Annotated in this window: 19 protein-coding genes; 16 read left to right on the forward strand and 3 right to left on the reverse strand. The window is 72.5% G+C overall.

The features are described from left to right. Window positions 1–188 precede the first annotated feature (188 nt). From ACGFWJ_RS35845 to ACGFWJ_RS35860, 4 genes are all read left to right on the forward strand, one after another. Window positions 189–884, forward strand: coding sequence for a SigE family RNA polymerase sigma factor (locus tag ACGFWJ_RS35845; RefSeq protein WP_392956915.1), 696 nt, complete (start codon window positions 189–191; stop codon window positions 882–884). Beyond that, a complete protein-coding gene (locus ACGFWJ_RS35850) occupies window positions 877–1,977 on the forward strand; it encodes a hypothetical protein (RefSeq protein ID WP_392956917.1) in 1,101 nt (366 codons plus the stop codon). Before ACGFWJ_RS35845 ends, ACGFWJ_RS35850 begins: the two co-directional genes overlap by 8 nt. Window positions 1,978–2,237: 260 nt before the next feature. Next, window positions 2,238–3,191 (forward strand): ABC transporter ATP-binding protein, encoded by a 954-nt coding sequence (locus ACGFWJ_RS35855; RefSeq protein WP_392956919.1) that lies wholly within the window; start codon window positions 2,238–2,240, stop codon window positions 3,189–3,191. Beyond that, a complete protein-coding gene (locus tag ACGFWJ_RS35860) occupies window positions 3,188–3,868 on the forward strand; it encodes an ABC transporter ATP-binding protein (RefSeq protein ID WP_387643053.1) in 681 nt (226 codons plus the stop codon). Before ACGFWJ_RS35855 ends, ACGFWJ_RS35860 begins: the two co-directional genes overlap by 4 nt. Before the next feature lie 3 nt (window positions 3,869–3,871). Here the strand turns inward: ACGFWJ_RS35860 and ACGFWJ_RS35865 are convergent, their stop codons facing one another. Then, window positions 3,872–4,699 carry a patatin-like phospholipase family protein gene (locus ACGFWJ_RS35865; RefSeq protein WP_392956921.1) on the reverse strand — a complete coding sequence of 276 codons (828 nt, stop codon included), beginning with the start codon at window positions 4,697–4,699 and terminating at the stop codon, window positions 3,872–3,874. A gap of 128 nt (window positions 4,700–4,827) precedes the next feature. On the opposite strand from ACGFWJ_RS35865, the gene ACGFWJ_RS35870 reads away from it, so the two are divergent. From ACGFWJ_RS35870 to ACGFWJ_RS35885, 4 genes are read left to right on the forward strand one after another with little or no spacing between them, the layout of a single operon-like run. Further along, window positions 4,828–7,389 carry an ATP-binding protein gene (locus ACGFWJ_RS35870; protein WP_392956923.1) on the forward strand — a complete coding sequence of 854 codons (2,562 nt, stop codon included), beginning with the start codon at window positions 4,828–4,830 and terminating at the stop codon, window positions 7,387–7,389. Then, window positions 7,386–8,066 carry a response regulator gene (locus ACGFWJ_RS35875; RefSeq protein ID WP_387643056.1) on the forward strand — a complete coding sequence of 227 codons (681 nt, stop codon included), beginning with the start codon at window positions 7,386–7,388 and terminating at the stop codon, window positions 8,064–8,066. The genes ACGFWJ_RS35870 and ACGFWJ_RS35875 overlap by 4 nt, the downstream gene beginning before the upstream one ends. 55 nt (window positions 8,067–8,121) lie before the next feature. Further along, a complete protein-coding gene (locus ACGFWJ_RS35880) occupies window positions 8,122–8,532 on the forward strand; it encodes an OB-fold nucleic acid binding domain-containing protein (RefSeq protein WP_073812423.1) in 411 nt (136 codons plus the stop codon). Continuing rightward, window positions 8,529–9,257 (forward strand): DUF3159 domain-containing protein, encoded by a 729-nt coding sequence (locus ACGFWJ_RS35885; RefSeq protein WP_387643057.1) that lies wholly within the window; start codon window positions 8,529–8,531, stop codon window positions 9,255–9,257. Before ACGFWJ_RS35880 ends, ACGFWJ_RS35885 begins: the two co-directional genes overlap by 4 nt. A 62-nt stretch (window positions 9,258–9,319) precedes the next feature. Here the strand turns inward: ACGFWJ_RS35885 and ACGFWJ_RS35890 are convergent, their stop codons facing one another. Together ACGFWJ_RS35890 and ACGFWJ_RS35895 are read right to left on the reverse strand one after the other, a co-directional pair. Beyond that, on the reverse strand, window positions 9,320–9,976 hold the full coding sequence (locus ACGFWJ_RS35890) for a TrkA family potassium uptake protein (protein ID WP_073812422.1): 657 nt from the start codon (window positions 9,974–9,976) through the stop codon (window positions 9,320–9,322). Next, window positions 9,976–10,644, reverse strand: a complete 669-nt coding sequence (locus ACGFWJ_RS35895) for a potassium channel family protein (protein WP_387643058.1) — start codon at window positions 10,642–10,644, stop codon at window positions 9,976–9,978. The genes ACGFWJ_RS35890 and ACGFWJ_RS35895 overlap by 1 nt, the downstream gene beginning before the upstream one ends. Window positions 10,645–10,890: 246 nt before the next feature. On the opposite strand from ACGFWJ_RS35895, the gene ACGFWJ_RS35900 reads away from it, so the two are divergent. From ACGFWJ_RS35900 to ACGFWJ_RS35935, 8 genes are all read left to right on the forward strand, one after another. After that, complete coding sequence (locus tag ACGFWJ_RS35900) at window positions 10,891–12,942, forward strand: APC family permease (RefSeq protein ID WP_392956926.1); 2,052 nt, start codon at window positions 10,891–10,893, stop codon at window positions 12,940–12,942. Window positions 12,943–13,543: 601 nt separating this feature from the next. Continuing rightward, complete coding sequence (locus ACGFWJ_RS35905; protein WP_392956932.1) at window positions 13,544–14,863, forward strand: class I SAM-dependent RNA methyltransferase; 1,320 nt, start codon at window positions 13,544–13,546, stop codon at window positions 14,861–14,863. Window positions 14,864–15,079: 216 nt separating this feature from the next. Next, window positions 15,080–15,316: a toxin-antitoxin system HicB family antitoxin gene (locus ACGFWJ_RS35910; protein ID WP_035862820.1), complete on the forward strand. Its 237-nt coding sequence runs from the start codon at window positions 15,080–15,082 to the stop codon at window positions 15,314–15,316. Then, entirely contained in the window at window positions 15,313–15,726 is a 414-nt protein-coding gene (locus tag ACGFWJ_RS35915) for a hypothetical protein (protein ID WP_043914018.1), read from the forward strand. Before ACGFWJ_RS35910 ends, ACGFWJ_RS35915 begins: the two co-directional genes overlap by 4 nt. A gap of 117 nt (window positions 15,727–15,843) precedes the next feature. Next, complete coding sequence (locus tag ACGFWJ_RS35920) at window positions 15,844–16,674, forward strand: putative RNA methyltransferase (RefSeq protein ID WP_387643061.1); 831 nt, start codon at window positions 15,844–15,846, stop codon at window positions 16,672–16,674. Between the two features lie 96 nt (window positions 16,675–16,770). Continuing rightward, on the forward strand, window positions 16,771–18,114 hold the full coding sequence (locus tag ACGFWJ_RS35925) for an AAA family ATPase (protein ID WP_392956928.1): 1,344 nt from the start codon (window positions 16,771–16,773) through the stop codon (window positions 18,112–18,114). Further along, window positions 18,111–18,449, forward strand: coding sequence for a nucleotide pyrophosphohydrolase (locus tag ACGFWJ_RS35930; protein ID WP_392956929.1), 339 nt, complete (start codon window positions 18,111–18,113; stop codon window positions 18,447–18,449). The genes ACGFWJ_RS35925 and ACGFWJ_RS35930 overlap by 4 nt, the downstream gene beginning before the upstream one ends. Window positions 18,450–18,706: 257 nt before the next feature. After that, a complete protein-coding gene (locus tag ACGFWJ_RS35935) occupies window positions 18,707–19,228 on the forward strand; it encodes a DUF6099 family protein (protein WP_392956931.1) in 522 nt (173 codons plus the stop codon). Window positions 19,229–19,242: the final 14 nt, after the last annotated feature.

Consider the following 19,242-nt stretch of genomic DNA (forward strand, 5'->3'; position numbering starts at 1 on the left):
GATGGTACTGCAGGGGGGACCCTGTGGGAGAGTAGGACGCCGCCGAACAATCATTCAGGGAAAGCCCCCCGCCTTTTGGCGGGGGGCTTTTTCGCGTTTCCAGAGAATTCCCGGAGCATTCCCGTAGGACCCCGGAGGCGTGCACGGCCTGTTGCCGGGTGGTTCCGTGCGCGGCACACTGTGGCGTCATGGTCGTGGAGCAGGGCGAGGGGGCCGGCGGAAGAGCAGGCCGGGGCGGCGACGACTTTCGGGTGTTCTACGAGGCTGCGTACGGTCAGCTGGTGGCGCACTTGTATGCGCTGACGGGCGATCTGGGTGAGGCGCAGGACGCTGCCCAGGAGGCGTTCGTCCGGGCGTGGAACCACTGGGGGCGGCTGGTGTCGCACGAGAATCCGGTGGCGTGGGTGCGGCTTACGGGGCAGCGGATCGCGATCAGTCGGTGGCGGCGGGCGCGGACGGCGTTGCAGAGCTGGATCCGGCACGGGGATGCGAATCTGCCGGTTCCGGGGCCGGGGCCGGAGACCGTGGTGCTGGTGGAGGCGTTGCGGCAGTTGCCGGAGGCGCAGCGGTCGGCGTTGGTGTGGCATCACATGGGGGGTCGTTCGGTGGCGGAGATCGCCGCGGACGAAGGGGTGCCGGTGGGGACGGTCAAGGCGCGGTTGCACCGGGGGCGGCAGGCGTTGGCGGTGCTGTTGGGGGAAGATCCGGCGGCGGTCGTGGAGGAGCCGACGATTGCGCCGCTGCGGTCGGCTCCGGCGGTTGCCGCAGGTGAACCGACGGCGGGGGACAGGGAGTTGACGGGGGTCGGCGGCGGTGACGGGGAGCCGGTGAAGGTGACGGGGGCTCAGGTGCAGGTGGCGGAAGACTGCGGTTCGCATGTCTAGGCCCGAGGCGGAGACGGTGCGGACGGCAGGGGCAGCGGGCGCGGCGGGGGCGGCGGACCGTCCGGCGATCGGGGCGGCCCGGCTGGAGACGATGTTCGACGGGTTGCGGCGCGAGGTGGTGCTTGCCGTGCCGGTGCCGCCGAGTGCGGAGGTGGCGCGTCGCGGGGCGAGGCGTCGTCGGCGTCGGGTGGGGGCGGTGGTGGTGGCGGGAGTGTTGGGCGTCGCCGTGCTGTGGTCCGCGGCGGCGGTGGTGCCCGGGCCGGTGGGGCACGGGGTGGCGGGGTATCCGGTGCCGCCGACGGCTGCGGCGCCCGCGCCGAAGCTGGAAGTGCCGTTGCCGGAGCCGCAGTTGCCGTTGCTGCCGTCGGTGAACTGGGTGGCGGAGTGGCCGTCGCTGGAGTCCGCCGATCCGATGGCGCGGGCGCTGGTGCTGGACGTGTCGCGGCTGCCGAGCGTGCTGGGCGGGTACGGCCCGTGGACGGCGCTGCCGGCCGTGGACCCGGCGGCGGCAGGTCCGTCCGGGAGCGCGTCCCCGGGCGGGCCCGCCTCGATTCGTCCGAGCGCAAGCGCCGGCTCGTCTGCCACCAACAGTCTCTCACCGAGTGGGAGTTCGAGCGTAACTCCGTCCGGTGGTCCGTCGGCCGACCCGTCCGGAACTCCCGGCCCGGGGGCGTTCGCGGACGGGTGCGTAGCGCGGCTGGTGAGTACGTCGGGTGCCGAGCAGTTGTGGGGGCAGCGGTATGTGGATGCCGGGCACCCGGAGGTGTCGGCGCAGCAGATTGTGATGCGGTTCGGCTCGCCGCTGGCGGCGGAGCACCAGGCGACCCGGCTGATGGCGGGCGGGGAGTGCGTGAGCTCGGGGGCGGGCTGGGTGGTGGAGCAGCAGGTCGGCGCGGTGGTGGCGTTGGGTGTGCGGCAGCCGGTGGCGTACGCGGAGGAGTTGGCGGTGCACATCAGCGGGACGACGGTGGCGGTGCTGACGGTGCGTCGGGGCGGGCGGGGGGTGGCTCCGGCGGCGGGGTTGTCGGATCCGTTCCGGGAGTCGGCGCTGGAGTTCCTGCAGTTGCGCGCGTCCGAGCCGGGGGAGGGCTGAGGTCCGCGTCGGAGCTTCGGCAGCCCAAGGCGGGCGCTGCTCGGAGGGTTTCGAAAAAAGTCCGTGGGCCGGTGCAACCGGTCTGCTTCGGGCCGCGTTGGTGTGGTGAGGCCGCTGTCGATCGGGGCGGTGGCCCGCGGGGGGTGCGCCCGGTTGGGCGGTCGGGGCAGAACAGGGGACTGCCCCGGATGTCCGACCGGGCGTCGGCCCGGAGTGCAGGCCGTGGTGAATCGTGGGTTCGGCGGCCGGAGGGGAATGCGGTGGGGGCTGAGGCGGTGGGGGTGCCGGCGGGGTCGGAGCCCGGGGGGCTGGAGGAGTTGCGCAGGCGCGCGGCCGCGGCGGGTCCGCCGCCGGCCGAGGGCATGGTGGTGTGCGAGAACCTGGTGCGGATCCACCGTTCCGAGGGCGTCGAGGTGCAGGCCCTGCAGGGGCTCGATCTGACGGTCGAGGACGGCGAGTTGATCGCGGTGGTGGGCGCGTCGGGTTCGGGGAAGTCGACGTTGCTGGGGATCCTCGCGGGGCTGGACGTGCCGACGGCGGGCAGTGCCCGGGTGGCGGGGAACGATCTGCTGGCGATGGACAAGAAGGAGCGGTTGGCGTTCCGGCGCCGGACGGTGGGGTTCGTCTGGCAGCAGACGGCGCGGAATCTGCTGCCGTACCTGACGGCGGTGGAGAACGTGATGCTGCCGATGGGGTACGCGGGGGTGCCGCGGCGGGACCGGCAGCGGCAGGCGACGGATCTGCTGGGGATGCTGGGGATCGGGCACTTGGCGGGGCGTAGGCCGGCCGAGATGTCGGGTGGTGAGCAGCAGCGGGTGGCGATCGCGGTGGCGAATGCCAACGCGCCGGCGCTGCTGCTGGCGGACGAGCCGACGGGTGAGCTGGACAGTGCGACCAGCGAGGAGATCTTCGCGGCGCTGCGGTCGGTGAACGAGGAGCTGGGGGTGACGGTGCTGATCGTCACGCACGACCCGATGGTGGCCCAGGAGGTGCGGCGCACCGTGCGGATCCGCAACGGGCGGACGTCGACGGAGGTGCTGCGTCCGGAGCGGGGCGAGCCGGGGGTGGAGTACGCGGTGCTGGACCGGGTGGGCCGGTTGCAGTTGCCGCAGGACTTCACGGAGGCGTTGGGGCTGAGCCGCCGGGTGCGGCTGGCGTTGGAGGAGGACCACATCGGGGTGTGGCGCGCGGAGGGTGCGGAGGTACGCGGATGAGTGGCGCGATGGTGGTCGTGGAGGACGTGCACCGGACGTTCGGTGCGGGCGACCGGGCGGTGCACGCCGTGCGCGGGGTGTCGTTCACGGCGAAGGCCGGGGAGTTGACGGCGCTGCGGGGAAGGTCGGGGTCGGGGAAGACGACGCTGCTGAACCTGGTGGGCGGTCTGGACATGCCGTCGGCGGGGCGGATCAGCATCGCCGGGATGGACCTGTCGGGTCTGGACGAGTCGGGCCGGTTGGCGTTGCGCCGGGACCGGATCGGTTTCGTGTTTCAGTCGTTCGGGTTGATCTCGGTGTTGACGGCGGCGGAGAACGTCGGGGTGCCGATGCGGCTCCGCCGGGTGGCGGTGAAGGAGCGCGAGGAGCGGGTGCGGACGCTGCTGGCGCTGGTGGGTCTGGCGGACCATGCGGCGCAGCGGCCGACGGAGATGTCGGGTGGTCAGCAGCAGCGGGTGGCGGTGGCGCGGGCGTTGGCGAACGAGCCGGCGTTGTTGATCGCGGACGAGCCGACCGGGCAGCTGGATTCGGACACCGGTATGGCGATCATGGAATTGCTGCGGGCGGTGGTGCGCAGTGAGGGGGTGACGGCGCTGGTGGCGACGCACGACCCGCAGCTCATGGACCTGGCGGACCGGGTGCTCGAGCTGCGGGACGGCAAGATCGTCGAGCCGTAGGGGTCAGAGCCAGAGTTTGCGGACCTGGTCGGCGACCCGCCGGGCCTGGGCCCGGCCGGCTTCGGCGGCGGGGGCGCGGACGGTGGTGTCGAGCGGGTTGGCACCGAAGGCGGCGAGCGCGTCCTCGTCGGGGGTGATGGCGAGGACGGTGCCGGTGGCCCGGAGGGTCTCCAGCTCGGTGTCGAGGTTGGGGTCGGGCATCGGGGCGACGACCAGGACGGTCTGCTGGCCGGTCATCAGGTCGGCGTTGGCGTAGGTGCGGATGCCGCCGTCCATGTAGCGGTGGCCGTCGATCTCGACGGTGGGCCAGATGCCGGGGATGGCGCAGCTGGCGGCGACGGCGTCGACCAGGGGGACGCCGCTGTGGCGGTCGAAGGTGCGGGGTTCGCCGGTTTCGGCGTCGACGGCGGTGAGCGTGAGCGGCCGGCTGGGCCAGTCGTGGGCGGGGAGGCGACCGGCGATGACGGCGCGTCGGTCGGCCGCGGGGACGGTGTCGGCGTCCAGGGCGAGGCGGCCGATGCGGCGGCGCAGTTCGGCGGGGTCGGTGATCTCGGCGTGCAGGGCGGCGAGGGTTTCGAGCAGCGGCCAGAGGGTTTCGACGGGCGGGACGATTTCGTGGTTCTGCCGGGCGGGATCGGTCTGTCGCAGGTGGAGTTCGGCGAGCGGTAATCCGGAGGAGAGTTGGCCGGCGACGGTGGCACCGGCGGAGGTGCCGAGGATGTGGTCGGCGGTGCCGGGGAGGTCCAGGCCGGTTTCGGCGAGGCCGTGGAGCAGTCCGGTCATCCAGGAGATGCCGGCGAGTCCGCCGCCGCCGAGTACGAGTCCGCGCATGGTGGGTCCTTTCAGGTCGATCTTTCCGTTCGGCATTTTGGCGCAACGGCCGTCAAGAAGTTGACAATTCTTCAGCCAAACCACCCTGATCAGCGGATATTCAGATTGCAGGGCTTAACCTCAAGGGCATGGTGCACACGGGCCGCGGCCGGCTGCGGATCTACCTCGGGGCGGCCCCGGGCGTCGGCAAGACGTACGCCATGCTCGCCGAGGCACACCGGCGTCTGGGCCGCGGCGCGGACGTGGTGATCGGCTTCGTGGAGACCCACGGACGGGCTCACACCGCCGAACTGCTGGACGGCCTGGAGACCGTCCCGCGCCGCACGCTGATCCACCGCGGCGCCGAGTTCACCGAGCTCGACCTGGACGCGGTGCTGGCCCGCGACCCGGCAGTGGTGCTGGTCGACGAGCTCGCCCACACCAATGTCCCCGGCTCGCGGCACACCAAGCGCTGGCAGGACGTCGAGGAGCTGCTGGCGGCCGGGATCGACGTCATCTCCACCGTCAACATCCAGCACCTGGAGTCGCTCGGCGACGTGGTCGAGGGCATCACGGGCGTCCGCCAGCGGGAGACCGTCCCGGACGAGGTGGTGCGGCGCGCCGACCAGATCGAGTTGGTCGACATGTCGCCGCAGGCACTGCGCCGCCGGCTGGCGCACGGCAACGTGTACGCGCCGGAGAAGGTCGACGCGGCGCTCGCCCACTACTTCCGGCTCGGCAACCTGACGGCGCTGCGCGAACTGGCGCTGCTCTGGACGGCGGACCGGGTCGACGAGTACCTCCAGCGGTACCGGGCCGAGCAGGGCATCCAGGGCACCTGGCAGGCCCGGGAGCGGATCGTGGTCGGCCTGACCGGCGGCCCGGAGGGCGCCACGCTGATCCGCCGCGCCGCCAGGATCGCGGCCCGGGCCAGCGCCGGCGAACTGCTGGCGGTGCACATCTCGCGGTCCGACGGACTGTCGGGCTCCTCGCCGCAGACGCTGATCGAGCAGCGCGCGCTGGTGGAGAGCCTCGGCGGCAGCTTCCACTCGGTGCTCGGCGACGACCCGGCGGCCGGGCTGCTGGACTTCGCGCGCGGCGTCAATGCCACCCAGATCGTGATCGGCACCAGCCGCCGCAAGTTCTGGCAGTACCTGTACGGGCCGGGCGTCGGCCTCACGGTGACCCGGGACTCCGGCGACATCGACGTCCACATGGTCAACCACGAGCACGCGGCGCGCGGCCGGGGCCGGATCCCGATCCGCAAGGTCACCGACCTGGGCCGGACCAGGACGATCGCGGGCTGGCTGATCGGCGTGGCCGGGCCGCCGCTGCTGGCGCTGGTGCTGACGCAGTTCCGGGGGCAGGGACTCTCCACCGACATGCTGCTGTTCCTGTCGCTGACGGTGTGCGCGGCGCTGGTCGGCGGGCTGTACCCGGCGATCGCCTCGGCGCTGGTCGGATCAACGGCGCTCAACTACTACTTCGCGCCCCCCATCCACGCCTTCACCATCGCCGAGCCGCAGAACATCCTGGCGGTGGCGGTCTTCACCGCCGTCGGCATCGCGGTCGCCACCGTGGTCGACCTGGCGGCCCGGCGCAGCCATCAGGCGGCCCGCGCCCAGGCCGAGGCGCAGACCATGTCGGCACTGGCCGGCACCGTGCTGCGCGGCGCCCCCACCGGCGAGGGGGTGCTGACGGCGCTGCTGGAACAGGTCCGGGAGACCTTCCAGCAGGACGCCGTGGCACTGGTCGAACGCGCCGACCCGCACGCCGCCTGGCACGTCGCCGCCTCGGTCGGACCGCGCCCGCCGGCCGGGCCCGAACAGGCCGACGTGGACGTGCCGGTCGGCGAACGCCTCGCCCTGGTGCTGCGCGGCCGGGTACTGCCCGCCGCCGACCGGCGGATGCTCGGCGCGTTCGCCAACCAGGCCGCCGTCCTGCTCGAGCGCCGCCGGCTGGCCGGGGAGGCAGCCGCCGCCCGCCGCGAGGCCGAGGGCAACCGGATCCGCACCGCGCTGCTCGCCGCCGTCTCGCACGACCTGCGCACCCCGCTGGCCGGGATCAAGGCCGCCGTCACCTCGCTGCGCGCCGAGGACGTCGAATGGGACCCGGAGGACGAGGCCGAGCTGCTGGCCGGCATCGAGTCCGGCGCGGACCGCCTCGACCACCTGATCAACAACCTGCTGGACATGAGCCGCCTGCAGACCGGCACCGTCACCCCGCTGCTGCAGCCCACCGACCTGGACGAGGTGGTGCCGTTCGCGCTCGGCGGCGTCCCGCCGGGCAGCGTCCGGCTGGACGTGGCGGAGTCGCTGCCGATGGTGCGCGCCGACGCCGGGCTGCTGGAGCGGGTGCTGGCCAACCTGGTGGAGAACGCCGTCAAGTACGGCCCGTCCGACAGCCAGGTGCTGGTCAAGGCGGACCTGCTGCCGCGTGACGCCCGGGTCGAGCTGCGCGTCGTCGACCGCGGCCCGGGCGTCCCCGAGGAGGCCCGGGAGCGGATCTTCGCCCCGTTCCAGCGCTACGGTGACGCCCCGCGCGGCACCGGGGTGGGCCTCGGCCTGGCGGTGGCGCGCGGCTTCACCGAGGCGATGGGCGGCTCCGTCACCGCCGAGGACACCCCCGGCGGCGGGCTGACCATGGTGGTCTCGCTGCCCGCCGTCGACCTGCACGACCACCCTGACAACGGAAAGGCCGGTCCCGCATGACCCGGGTCCTCGTGGTGGACGACGAACCCCAGATCGTCCGCGCCCTGGTGATCAACCTCAAGGCCCGCAAGTACGAGGTCGATTCCGCGCACGACGGCGCGAGCGCCCTGGAACTGGCCGCCGCCCGCCACCCCGACGTGGTGGTGCTCGACCTCGGCCTGCCCGACATGGACGGCGTCGAGGTGATCCGCGGCCTGCGCGGCTGGACCAGGGTGCCGATCATCGTGCTGTCCGCCCGGCACGCCTCCGACGAGAAGGTCGAGGCACTGGACGCCGGCGCCGACGACTACGTCACGAAGCCGTTCGGCATGGACGAGCTGCTGGCCCGGATGCGGGCCGCGGTGCGCCGCGCCGAGCCGGTCACCGCCGAGGGCGAGCCGGTGGTCGTCACCGACTCGTTCACCGTCGACCTGGCCGCCAAGAAGGTCACCCGTCAGGGCGCCGACGTCCGGCTCACCCCCACCGAGTGGCACCTGCTGGAGGTTCTGGTGCGCAACTCCGGGCGGCTGGTCAGCCAGACCCAGCTGCTGCAGGAGGTGTGGGGGCCGGCCTACCGCAAGGAGACCAACTACCTGCGGGTCTACCTCGCGCAGCTGCGCCGCAAGCTGGAGGCCGACCCGTCGCACCCCCGGCACTTCATCACCGAACCGGGCATGGGCTACCGCTTCGAGCCGTGACCGGGCCCACCTTTGGCTCTGCCATCGGGCAGGGGTGAACCGGTACCCTTCCGGCATGAGTGGTGACAACATCGGCGACCAGCCGCAGGGCCGTTTCCGCCGCATGCTGAGTCGGCTGACGTCCTCCTCGGAGGAGCTGGCCGCCCAGGAACTGCGGCAGGACACCGCCGAGGCGGGCTGCACCCCGATCGCCGCCTGCGGCGACCGTGAGATCGTCACCGTGGCCGGCACGCTGCGGACCGTCACGCTCCGCCCCCGCGCGGGTGTGCCCGCGCTGGAGGCCGAGCTGTTCGACGGCACGGAGGCGTTGGACGTGGTGTGGCTGGGCCGTCGCTCGATCGTGGGAATCGAGCCGGGCCGCCGCCTGATCGCCAGCGGCCGGATCGGCCACGCACGCGGGCGCCGCGTGCTCTTCAACCCCCGCTACGAGCTGCGTCCGGTGGGACACGGGAGCGAGTCCGCGTGAGCAACGAGGCCGAGGCGGTCCGGGTGACCGCCCACGACCCGCAGGGTGACGAGCAGAGCAGCGCGCAGCACGAGCGGGACGCCTCGAAGGAGGCGGCCGAGACGGTGCTGAAGGCGTTCGGCGGGATCCGCGGCATGGTCGACATGACGCTGCCCGGCCTGGTGTTCATCATCGCCTTCAACATCACCCACAAGGTGCCGGTCGCCGCCTGGTCGGCGCTGGCCCTGTGCGCGGTGTTCGTGGTGGTCCGGCTGGCCCGCCGGGAGACCATCCAGCACGCCTTCTCCGGCGTGTTCGGCGTGGCGATCGGCGCCTGGATCTCGATGAAGACCGGCAAGGCCGAGGACTTCTACCTGCCGGGCCTGCTGTGGAACGTCGGCTACTGCGTGGCGCTCGCGGTCTCCGCGCTGGTGCGCTGGCCGATGATCGGCCTGATGCTGGGCCCGATCACCGGCGAGATGTTCACCTGGCGCAAGCAGAACCCGGGCCGACTGGCCGCCTACACCAAGGCGACCTGGGCCTGGGTGCTGATCATGGGCCTGAAGCCGGTGATCCTGTTCCCGCTGTACTTCACCCACAACGTCAACCTGCTGGGCTGGCTCAAGGTCGCCCTCGGCATCCCGCCGATGCTGCTGGCGATGTACGTGACCTGGCAGATCCTGCTGAAGGCGCCGCCGCCGATCAAGGCGGAGCTGCCCGAGGACGACGAAGAACCCCGGAAGTAGCGCCACAGATGTGACGAAGGGCCCGCGCGATGCGCGGGCCCTTCGCCGTACGGCGGGGTGGATCAGCCGGCGAGCAGCGTCTCCAGCTCCTCCTCGCGCTCCTGGGCGGCGACGAACAGCAGCTCGTCACCGGCCTCCAGGGTGTCGCTGCCACCGGGGACCAGCACCCGGCCGGCCCGGATGATGGTGACCAGCGCGGTGTCCACCGGCCAGGCCACGTCCGAGACCCGGGTCCCGACCAGGCCGGTGTCGGCGGCCAGGGTGAGCTCGACCAGGTTGGCGTTGCCCTGCGAGAAGCGCATCAGCCGGACCAGGTCGCCGACGCTGACGGCCTCCTCGACCAGCGCGGACATCAGGCGCGGGGTGGAGACGGCGACGTCCACGCCCCAGGACTCGTTGTACAGCCACTCGTTCTTCGGGTTGTTCACCCGGGCGACCACCCGGGGCACCCCGTACTCGGTCTTGGCGAGCAGCGAGACGACCAGGTTGACCTTGTCGTCACCGGTGGCGGCGATCACCACGTGGCAGCGCTGCAGCGCGGCCTCGTCCAGCGAGGTGATCTCGCAGGCGTCGGCGAGCAGCCACTCCGCCAGCGGGACCCGCTCCACCGAGATGGAGTTCGGGTTCTTGTCGATCAGCAGGACCTCGTGGCCGTTCTCCAGCAGCTCTCCGGCGATGGAACGGCCGACGGCACCGGCTCCGGCGATTGCGACGCGCATCAGTGACCAGCCTCCTCGGGGCCCTTGGCGAAGGCCGCCTCGACCGCGGTCAGTTCGTTGCGGCGCAGCATCACGTGCACCAGGTCGCCCTCCTGCACCACCATCTGCGGGTTGGGCAGCACGCCCTCGCCGACCCGGGTGACGAACGCCACCCGGGCACCGGCGGCGGCCTCGAGCTCGGACAGGCGGTGGCCTATCCACGCGGGGGCGAACGCCACCTCGGCGAGCTGCACGGCGCCCGAGGGGTCCTGCCAGACCGGCTCGGCGCCGCTGGGCAGCAGCCGCCGCAGCATCTGGTCGGCGGTCCAGCGGACGGTCGCGACGGTCGGGATGCCCAGGCGCTGGTAGACCTCGGCGCGGCGCGGGTCGTAGATGCGGGCCGCGACGTGCTCGACGCCGAAGTTCTCGCGGGCCACCCGGGCCGCGATGATGTTCGAGTTGTCACCGCTGGAGACGGCGGCGAAGGCGCCCGCCTCCTCGATGCCGGCTTCCCTCAGGGTGTCCTGGTCGAAGCCGACACCGGTGACGCGGCGGCCGTTGAAGCCCGCGCCGAGCCGGCGGAAGGCGGTCGGGTCCTGGTCGATGACCGCGACCGAGTGGCCTTGTTTCTCGAGCGTTCTGGCGAGGGCGGAGCCCACGCGTCCGCAACCCATGATGACGATGTGCACGCGACTACCTCACCCGATCCGTTGGGGTCATGACCTGCGTAAACACCGCTCATCGTCCTTCCGTGCCCCCGATTCCGGGGGCCAGTTGTCGGCCGCGCCTGTGATCCGACGCGAGGGGGCAACGAGGTGTTGCCCGCTAACCCTTAATCCGACACGCTAGCCGGTCCGCCGAACAGAGTCGCGACCAAGGTGGCCCCGTGCGGCGTCGGCTCCCAGCGAGGGGCCTTACGATTCCTTGCTGTGCCTATGCCTGCTGACCTACCGAAACGCATCCTGATCGGGCGTGCGCTGCGCAGCGACAAGCTGGGGGAGACGCTGCTCCCCAAGCGCATCGCGCTGCCGGTGTTCGCCTCGGACGCGCTCTCCTCCGTGGCGTACGCGCCCGAGGAGATCCTGCTCACGCTGTCGCTGGCCGGTGCCGGGGCGATCCACTTCTCCTGGCAGATCGGCGTCGTCGTCGCCATCGTGATGCTCGCGGTGGTCGCCTCGTACCGACAGAACGTGCACGCGTACCCCAGCGGCGGCGGCGACTACGAGGTCGCCACCGTCAACCACGGACCGAACTCCGGCCTGGTGGTGGCGAGTGCGCTGATGGTCGACTACATCCTGACCGTGGCGGTGTCCACCACCTCCGGCGTGGCCAACGTGGTGTCGGCGGTGCCGGCGTTGCGCGGGCACGAGTTGGCGCTGTCGGTCACCGTGGTCATCCTGCTGATGGGCATGAACCTGCGCGGTGTGCGCGAGTCCGGTTCCGCGTTCGCGGTGCCGACGTACGCCTTCATGGTGGGCGTGCTCGGCATGGTGGTCTACGGACTCGTGCGGCACTTCGGGTTCAACGCCGAGCTGCCCGCCGAGAGCTCGGCGTTCCACCTGGCGCCGACGCCCGGCAACGAGGGGCTGACCGGGTTCGCCCTGGTGTTCCTGCTGCTGAAGGCGTTCTCCTCGGGCAGCGCGGCGCTCACCGGTGTGGAGGCGATCTCCAACGGCGTGCCCGCCTTCCGCAAGCCGAAGAGCAAGAACGCGGCGACCACGCTGCTGATGATGGCCACCATCGCTGTGACGATGTTCATGGGCATCATCTACCTGGCGCACCTGACCGGGACGCAGATGGCCGAGAACCCGGCCGAGCAGCTGATCGGCGCGCCCGCGGACTACCACCAGAAGACCGTGCTGGCGCAGATCTCCGAAGCGGTGTTCTCCAACTTCACCCCGGGCTTCTACTTCGTCGCCGGCACCACCGGCCTGATCCTGGTGCTCGCCGCGAACACCGCGTTCAACGGCTTCCCGGTTCTCGGCTCGATCCTGGCCCAGGACCGCTACCTGCCGCGGCAGCTGCACACCCGCGGCGACCGGCTGGCGTTCTCCAACGGCATCGTGCTGCTCGCCGGCGCGGCGATCCTGTTCATCGTGGCGTTCGGCGCCGACCCGAACCGGCTGATCCAGCTGTACATCGTCGGCGTCTTCGTGGCGTTCAACATGAGCCAGTCCGGCATGATCCGGCACTGGACCCGGCTGCTGAAGACCGAGACCGACCCGAAGAAGCGCCGCCGCATGCAGCGCAGCCGGGCGATCAACACCTTCGGCCTGGTGATGACCATGGCCGTGCTGATCGTGGTGCTCGCCACCAAGATCGGCCACGCCTGGATCGCGATCGCGCTGATGGTGGTGCTGTTCGTGATGATGAAGGCGATCCGCCGCCACTACGACAGCGTCAACGCCGAACTGAAGGCCGCCGAGGAAGCCGCGGACGTCGCCCCGCCGACCCGCGTGCACGCCGTCGTCCTGGTCTCCAAGCTGCACAAGCCCGCGCTGCGCGCCCTCGCGTACGCCCAGCTGTCCCGGGCGCACATCCTGGAGGCCGTCACCGTCAACGTGGACCCGGCCGACACCGCGGCGCTGCGCGAGGAATGGGACGAACGCGGCATCGCCGTGCCGCTGAAGGTCCTCGACTCGCCGTACCGCGAGATCACCGGCCCGGTGCTGGAGTACGTCAAGAACCTGCGCCGCGACAGCCCGCGCGACGTGGTCGCGGTCTACATCCCCGAGTACGTGGTCGGCCACTGGTACGAGCACCTGCTGCACAACCAGAGCGCGTTGCGGCTCAAGGGACGTCTGCTGTTCAAGCCCGGTGTGATGGTGACATCCGTACCCTGGCAGTTGGAGTCCTCGGAACGCCGCAAGGCGCCCAAGGCGTGGTCCGCGCCCGGCGCGGTGCGCCGCGGCGAGCCCCGCCCGCGCGCCGGGCGAGCCACCGGGGAGTCCTCCGGCGGCCAGGACGAAGCCGCGCCGCGCGACTGAGCGACGCAGCCCGTCCGGCCTCCTGATGGCCTTCAATGGGCCCGTGGCGGATCGTTCCCGGTCCGCCACGGGCCGCCGTTGTTCTCCACCGTCCCGATCTTTTCGTTGGTTTTCGTCGTTCGTCGTTCGTCTTCGCGTAAGGAAGCGCCCCGTGACCCGCAACAACCCGCCCCGCTCCTCCGGTCGCCAGGGCCGCCCCGGCCGCACGTCCGGCGCCAAGCCCGGGCAGGTGGCGCACCCGCGCTGGAGCAGCCGGCCGTCCCGGCCCGAGGCCACCGACCGGGAAGGCAACACCGCCCGCAGCCTGCCGCCGGTGCCGGGCGAGCAGCGGCCCGCCGCGGAGCGGCCGGCGCCCGAGAAGGGCGCGCGGGGCGCGCAGGCCGCGCAGGGCGGCAAGGGTGCGCCGGGCGGTAAGGGCGCTCAGGCCGGCAAGGGTGCGCCGGGCGGTAAGGGCGCTCAGGCCGGCAAGGGTGCGCCGGGCGGTAAGGGCGCTCAGGCAGGCAAGGGTGCTCAGGGTGCTCAGGCGAAGAAGGCCGAGCGGCAGGGGCGCAAGCCCGGTGCGGTGCGGGCGCCGAAGGCGGCGCGCTCGGCCCAGCCGGTGCTGCGGCAGCCGTCCGGTGACCCGCTGGTCGGCGAGCGCTACGAGGTCGAGGTCGGGCCGGTCGCGCACGGCGGGCACTGCGTGGCCCGGCACGAGGGCCGGGTGCTGTTCGTCCGGCACGCGCTGCCCGGCGAGCGGGTGATCGCGCAGGTCACCGACGGCACCACCACCTCGCGCTTCCTGCGGGCCGACGCGGTGGAGGTGCTGGAGGCCGCCAAGGAGCGGATCGAGGCGCCCTGCCCGTTCTCCGGCCCCGGCAAGTGCGGCGGCTGCGACTGGCAGCACGTCACCCCCGGCGGGCAGCGCAAGCTCAAGGGCGCGGTGCTCACCGAGCAGCTCGCCAAGCTGGCCGGCCTCACCCCCGAGGAGGCCCGCTGGGACGGCTCGGTCGAGCCGGTCGGCGGCAAGCTGCAGGCCGGCGAGGTCCCGGCCTGGCGCACCCGGGTGCAGTACGCCGTCGGCGAGGACGGCGCGATCGGGCTGCGCAAGCACCGCTCGCACGACGTCCAGCCGATCGACCGCTGCCTGATCGCCGCGCCCGGCGTCACCGAGCTCGGCATCGAGTCCCGCGACTGGACCGGCATCGCGTCCGTCGAGGCGATCGCCGCGTCCGGCTCCTCCGACCGGCAGGTGATCCTGCGGCCGCAGCCCGGCGAGCAGCTGCCGCTGGTCGAGCTCGACCGCGAGGCCTCGATCGCCCGGATCGACGAGCAGGACCTGTTCCACCGCGTGCACGGCCGCGCCTTCGTCCGCGAGCGCGCCGCCGGCCGCACCTGGCGGGTCTCCAACGGAGGCTTCTGGCAGATCCACCCCGAGGCCCCGGCCACCCTGGTCGACGCCGTCCTCACCGGCCTCGACCCGCAGTGGGGCGAGAACGCCCTCGACCTGTACTGCGGCGTCGGCCTGTTCGCCGGCGCGCTCGCCGAGCGGGTCGGCGAGGACGGCGCGGTGCTCGGCATCGAGTCCGGCAAGCAGGCCGTCGCGGACGCCCGGCACAACCTCGCCGCGCTGGAGAACGTCCGGATCGAGTGCGACAAGGTCGAGACCCTGCTGCCCCGCACCGGCATCACCTCGACCGACCTGATCGTCCTCGACCCGCCGCGGGCCGGCGCCGGCCGCGACACCGTCGCCCACCTCTGCTCGCTCTCCGCCCGCCGCATCGCCTACGTCGCCTGCGACCCCGCCGCCCTCGCCCGCGACCTGGCCTTCTTCCGCGAGGGCGGCTACCGCCCGGTCTCGCTGCGCGCCTTCGACCTGTTCCCGATGACCCACCACTTCGAGTGCGTGGCCATCCTGGAGCCGATCGCCGGCCGGCAGTAACCGAACCGATCATCAGCACGGGCGCGGGAGCCTCTCCCGCGCCCGTGCGGCGTTTCGGGCCCGAGGTCAGGATCAGGGTCGGGGCCGGATCGGGGTCGGTGCCGGATCGGGGTCGGTGGCCGGTTTTCGTAGGGGCGTGGGCGGAGAAGGTGGGGGAGTGGGGGTGCGGCCGGTTTGCGCCCTTGTTGTGCTAGCACCTTGGCGCTAGCGTGAAGCATGGCCAAGAAGCAGCTGAACGTCAGGGTGGATGCGACCACCGCCGAGATGGCCCGCGAGCGGGCCGAACAGCAGGGGATCAGCATGAACCAGTACATCGAGCGTCTGGTCCAGCAGGACATGGGCGAGGCGGGGCGCAATTTCGTGGATGCCGCGGCGCAGTTCATGAAGGAGCACGAGGCGGCGTTCCTCGCCGAGTTCGGGTCGCCGAGCGAACTCCAGGACGTGCGCCGTTGAAACTTGAGGTCGACCTCTCGTGGCTGCTCATGACCGCGGAGCAGTACACGCCCGGTGACCCGCAGGTCACCGACTACGGATCGCTGCTCGCGGCGGTCACCAGGCACCAGGCCGAGATCTTCGACATCGCCGTCTACCCGGAGCCGCAGGACCGTGCGGCCGCGCTGATGCACCAGCTGATCCGGGTCCCCGCGCTGGAGCGCAACAACGAGCTGTTCGCCACCGCCGTGGCCTACGCGTACCTGGTGGCCAGCGGCTGCCGGGTGGCGACCACCGCGCGGGAGGTGCGCAGCCTGGCCCGGGCGATCCGGGAGGGCAAGCTCGGCATCACGGGTGTGGCGGAGCGGCTGGCGATGTGGGTGGTCGACGAGTCGGAGGAGGAAGAGGTCGGCGACGACGGCGAGGAGTGAGCCGTCGGCACGTCGGCGCAGGTGGGGTCAGGGGTCGGGAGAGCGACGAGGCGTCCGCAGCCGGGATACCCTCGACGTTCCCCCGACCTCTGACGATCCCGCGAGGATGCGACCGAGTTGCTGCAGGACATCGAGCCCTATCTGGTCTGCCCGCACTGTGCCCGCCCACTGACCCTGGACGGTCGCACCCTGCGCTGCCCGCAGGGCCACAGCTTCGACCAGGCCCGGCAGGGCTACGTCAGCCTGCTGACGGGTGACGCGAAGGCGGGCACCGCCGACACCGCGGAGATGGTCGCCGCCCGCAGCGAGTTCCTGGCGGCCGGCCACTACCGTCCGCTGGAGCGGGCGCTGGCCGAGGCCGCGGCCGGCGTCGCGGCGGACACCGGACTGGTGGCGGACCTGGGCGCGGGCACCGGCCACTACCTGGCGCGGGTGCTGGAGGCGCGGCCGGGCGCGGCCGGCGCGGCCCTCGACCTGTCGAAGTACGCGCTGCGGCGCGCCGCGAAGGCGCACCCGAGGATCGGCGCCGTGGTGTGCGACGCGTGGCGCCCGCTCCCGTTGCGGGACGGCGCGGCGGACGTGCTGCTGAACGTGTTCGCGCCGCGCAACGGACCGGAAATGCGGCGGGTGCTGCGCCCGGGCGGACGGCTGCTGGTGGCCGCGCCGACCTCCCGCCACCTGCGGGAACTGGTGGGCGCGCTGGGCCTGTTGTCGGTGGACGAGGACAAGGACCGGCGGATCGAGGAGAAGCTCGGCCCGTGGTTCGCGCCGGTGGGGCGCACCGAGGTGGAGTTCACGCTGCGGCTGTCGCGGGCGGACGCCGCCGCGGTGGTCGGGATGGGACCGAGCGCCTGGCACACCGACCCGGCCGCGCTGACCGCCGCGCTGGACGGGCTGCCGCAGCCGGTGGAGGTCACCGGTTCGGTGCGGATCACCGCGTACGAGTGACACTCCGCCGGGGCCGGGGACGGTTGGGACTCGAAGGGGTGAAAGGCCGTCAGGAGAGACGTTTCTCCAGCTCACTGCGCACCTAAAGTGCTCCGGGTGACCAGCGAAGCCCCCTTGGCCCCGCCCCCGGTCGGCCCGCCCGACCGCTCCTCCGCCCAGCCTGGCCGACGCCCGCCCGCCCCCCTGGTGAAGCGCCCGACCGTTGAGGAACTGCGACTCACGTCCTTCAAGTCCTACCGGCGCGCCACCCTGCCGCTGTCGCCGCTGACCGTCCTGCACGGCCCGTCCGGCGCGGGCAAGTCCAACGCGCTGGACGCCCTCTGCGTGCTCTCCCGGCTCGCCCTCGGCGAGGAGATCAGACCCTCGCTGGACGGCATCGGCGGGATCGGCGGCCCGCTCGCCGCCCCGGTCCGCGGCGGACTGATCGGCTGCGTGCCCCACGGACGCAACGCGATCATCCTGGGCTGCACCGTCCGCTCCAGCGTCGGCCCGGTCCGGCTCGAAGTGGTGGTGCGCACGGACGAACGCGTCCGGATCGCCCGCGAACTGCTCACCGTGGACGGCCAGACCCTGATGGAGACCGGCGAACAGGACCTCGCCCGCGGCCGGGTCAACGTCACCTGGCACAACGACTCCCGGCAGGGCGACATCCGCGCCCCGCTCTCCAGCAGCAGCCTGATCACCGCCCAACTGCCGCTTCGGGTCGCCGGATCGTCCAAGGGCGAACGCAAGGTACTGGCCGCCACCGAACAGCTGCTCACCGCGCTGCGCGAGGTGTTCAACCTGCACCCCGTGCCCGCCGCGATGCGCGGCTGGGCCCGGCCCGAACCACAGGCCCGGCTGCTCGGCACCGCCGCCAACATCTCCGCCGTCCTCGGCCGCCTCAAACACGAATGCCAGCGCCGTTGGGCCCGACTGCTGCGCACCGTCCAGGCCGCCGCCCCGCACCCGCTGCTCGACCTGGACGTCGCCCGGCGCGGCGAGGGCGCGCAACAACGGATGATCGCCGTCTTCGACGAGGGCGTACTCGGCCGCACCGGCGCCGACCAGGCCTCCGACGGCATGCTGCGACTGCTCGCCTTCGCCGCCGTCCTGCTCACCGGCGCCGACGTCATCGATGTCGACCCGGCCGGTGAAGTCCCCGACGCGCACCGGCAGTTGGTGCTGCTCGCCGAGGACCTCGGCGCCGGCCTGGCGGCCGAGCAGGTCGCCGTGCTGCTGCGGCTGGCCCGCGAAGTCACCGGCAAGGGCGACATCCGGCTGCTCGCCACCCTCCAGGAACCCGGCCCCGCGCTCGGCCTGGACGGCGTCGAGCTGGTCGAGTGCCGACGCGATCCGGCCACCGGCCACAGCCTGCTGCGCCGCACCGAACCCGCCCCCCGGGTGCCCGCCCAGGGCACCTCGCCCGACCAGGCCGCGGTGGTAGACCTGGGGGAATGAGCGACGAACTGACGGTGCCCGAACTCCAGCGGCGACTGGCCGAGTTCGCGGCCGCCCGGAACTGGCAGCCGTTCCACACCCCGAAGAACCTGGCCTCGGCGCTGACCGTCGAGGCCGGCGAACTGCTCGAGATCTTCCAGTGGTTGACGCCCGAACAGGCCGGCGCGGTGATGGCCGACACGGACGCGGCGCGCCGCGTCCGCGACGAGGTCGCCGACGTGCTGGCCTATCTGCTGCAGCTGTGCACCGTGCTGGAGGTGGATCCGCTGCGGGCGCTGGCGGAGAAGATCGAGCGCAACGAGAGCCGGTTCCCGGCGGCGGGGGGCGGTTCGTAGCTCGGTGGCCTGCGGGCCTGCGGGCCTGTGGGGTTCGTGGCGGGCTCCCGGTGGGCTCGTGGCGGGTTCCCGGTGGGCGGGGAAATCATCCGGTTTTCCCTCCTGCGGGGGACCGGAGTTTTCCACAGGGCCGGGTTGTCCACAGGCGCGGCGAATGCGCTGGGAGGACCAGGCCGTCGGCGGCACGCTGAGCCCCTGACCGACCGACCGACCGACCGCCGACCGACGGCGGAGGCGGCGAACGAGGGGAGCGCGCCGTGGAGGCACTGCGACTGATCAAGACCGTCCGGCACGCCTTGGCCGAAGCCCGGGCGACCGGGGACATCCTGCACCAGGCCTGGCAGTCCGTCCTGCTCACCGAGGCCGTCGGGGCGCGGCTCGCCGACCACGACGGCGAGGAGCTCGCCACCCTCGGGCAGCAGCTCTCGGAGGCCGGCGCGCACACCGCGAGCTGCCTGCGACAACCGCCCGGCCCCGGCCTCGACGGGCCCGGTGGCCCGCTCTGCGGTGGACTCGCGGGCGGCCTCGGCGAGTGGTCCGGGCCGGGGCTGGTCGAGCGGCTCACCGAACTCGGCGACCTCGAACCGGTGTTGGTCGAGCTGGCCGGGCTGCTGGCGGAGACCGGCGAGAACCTGGTGGTGCTGGCCTGCGGGGCGGAGACCGAAAGCCTGTACTGGACGTGCATCGACGGGCTAGACGCAATACCGGTGACTTTGTGTGGTTTTGGTCGTTGGGCTGGTTGTGCCAAGGCCTGGACAGGTGAAGTCGTCGGCGGGTGAGCGGTTCTCGGACC

It is taken from the genome of Kitasatospora sp. NPDC048407, assembly GCF_043200475.1.
Classification (GTDB): domain Bacteria; phylum Actinomycetota; class Actinomycetes; order Streptomycetales; family Streptomycetaceae; genus Kitasatospora.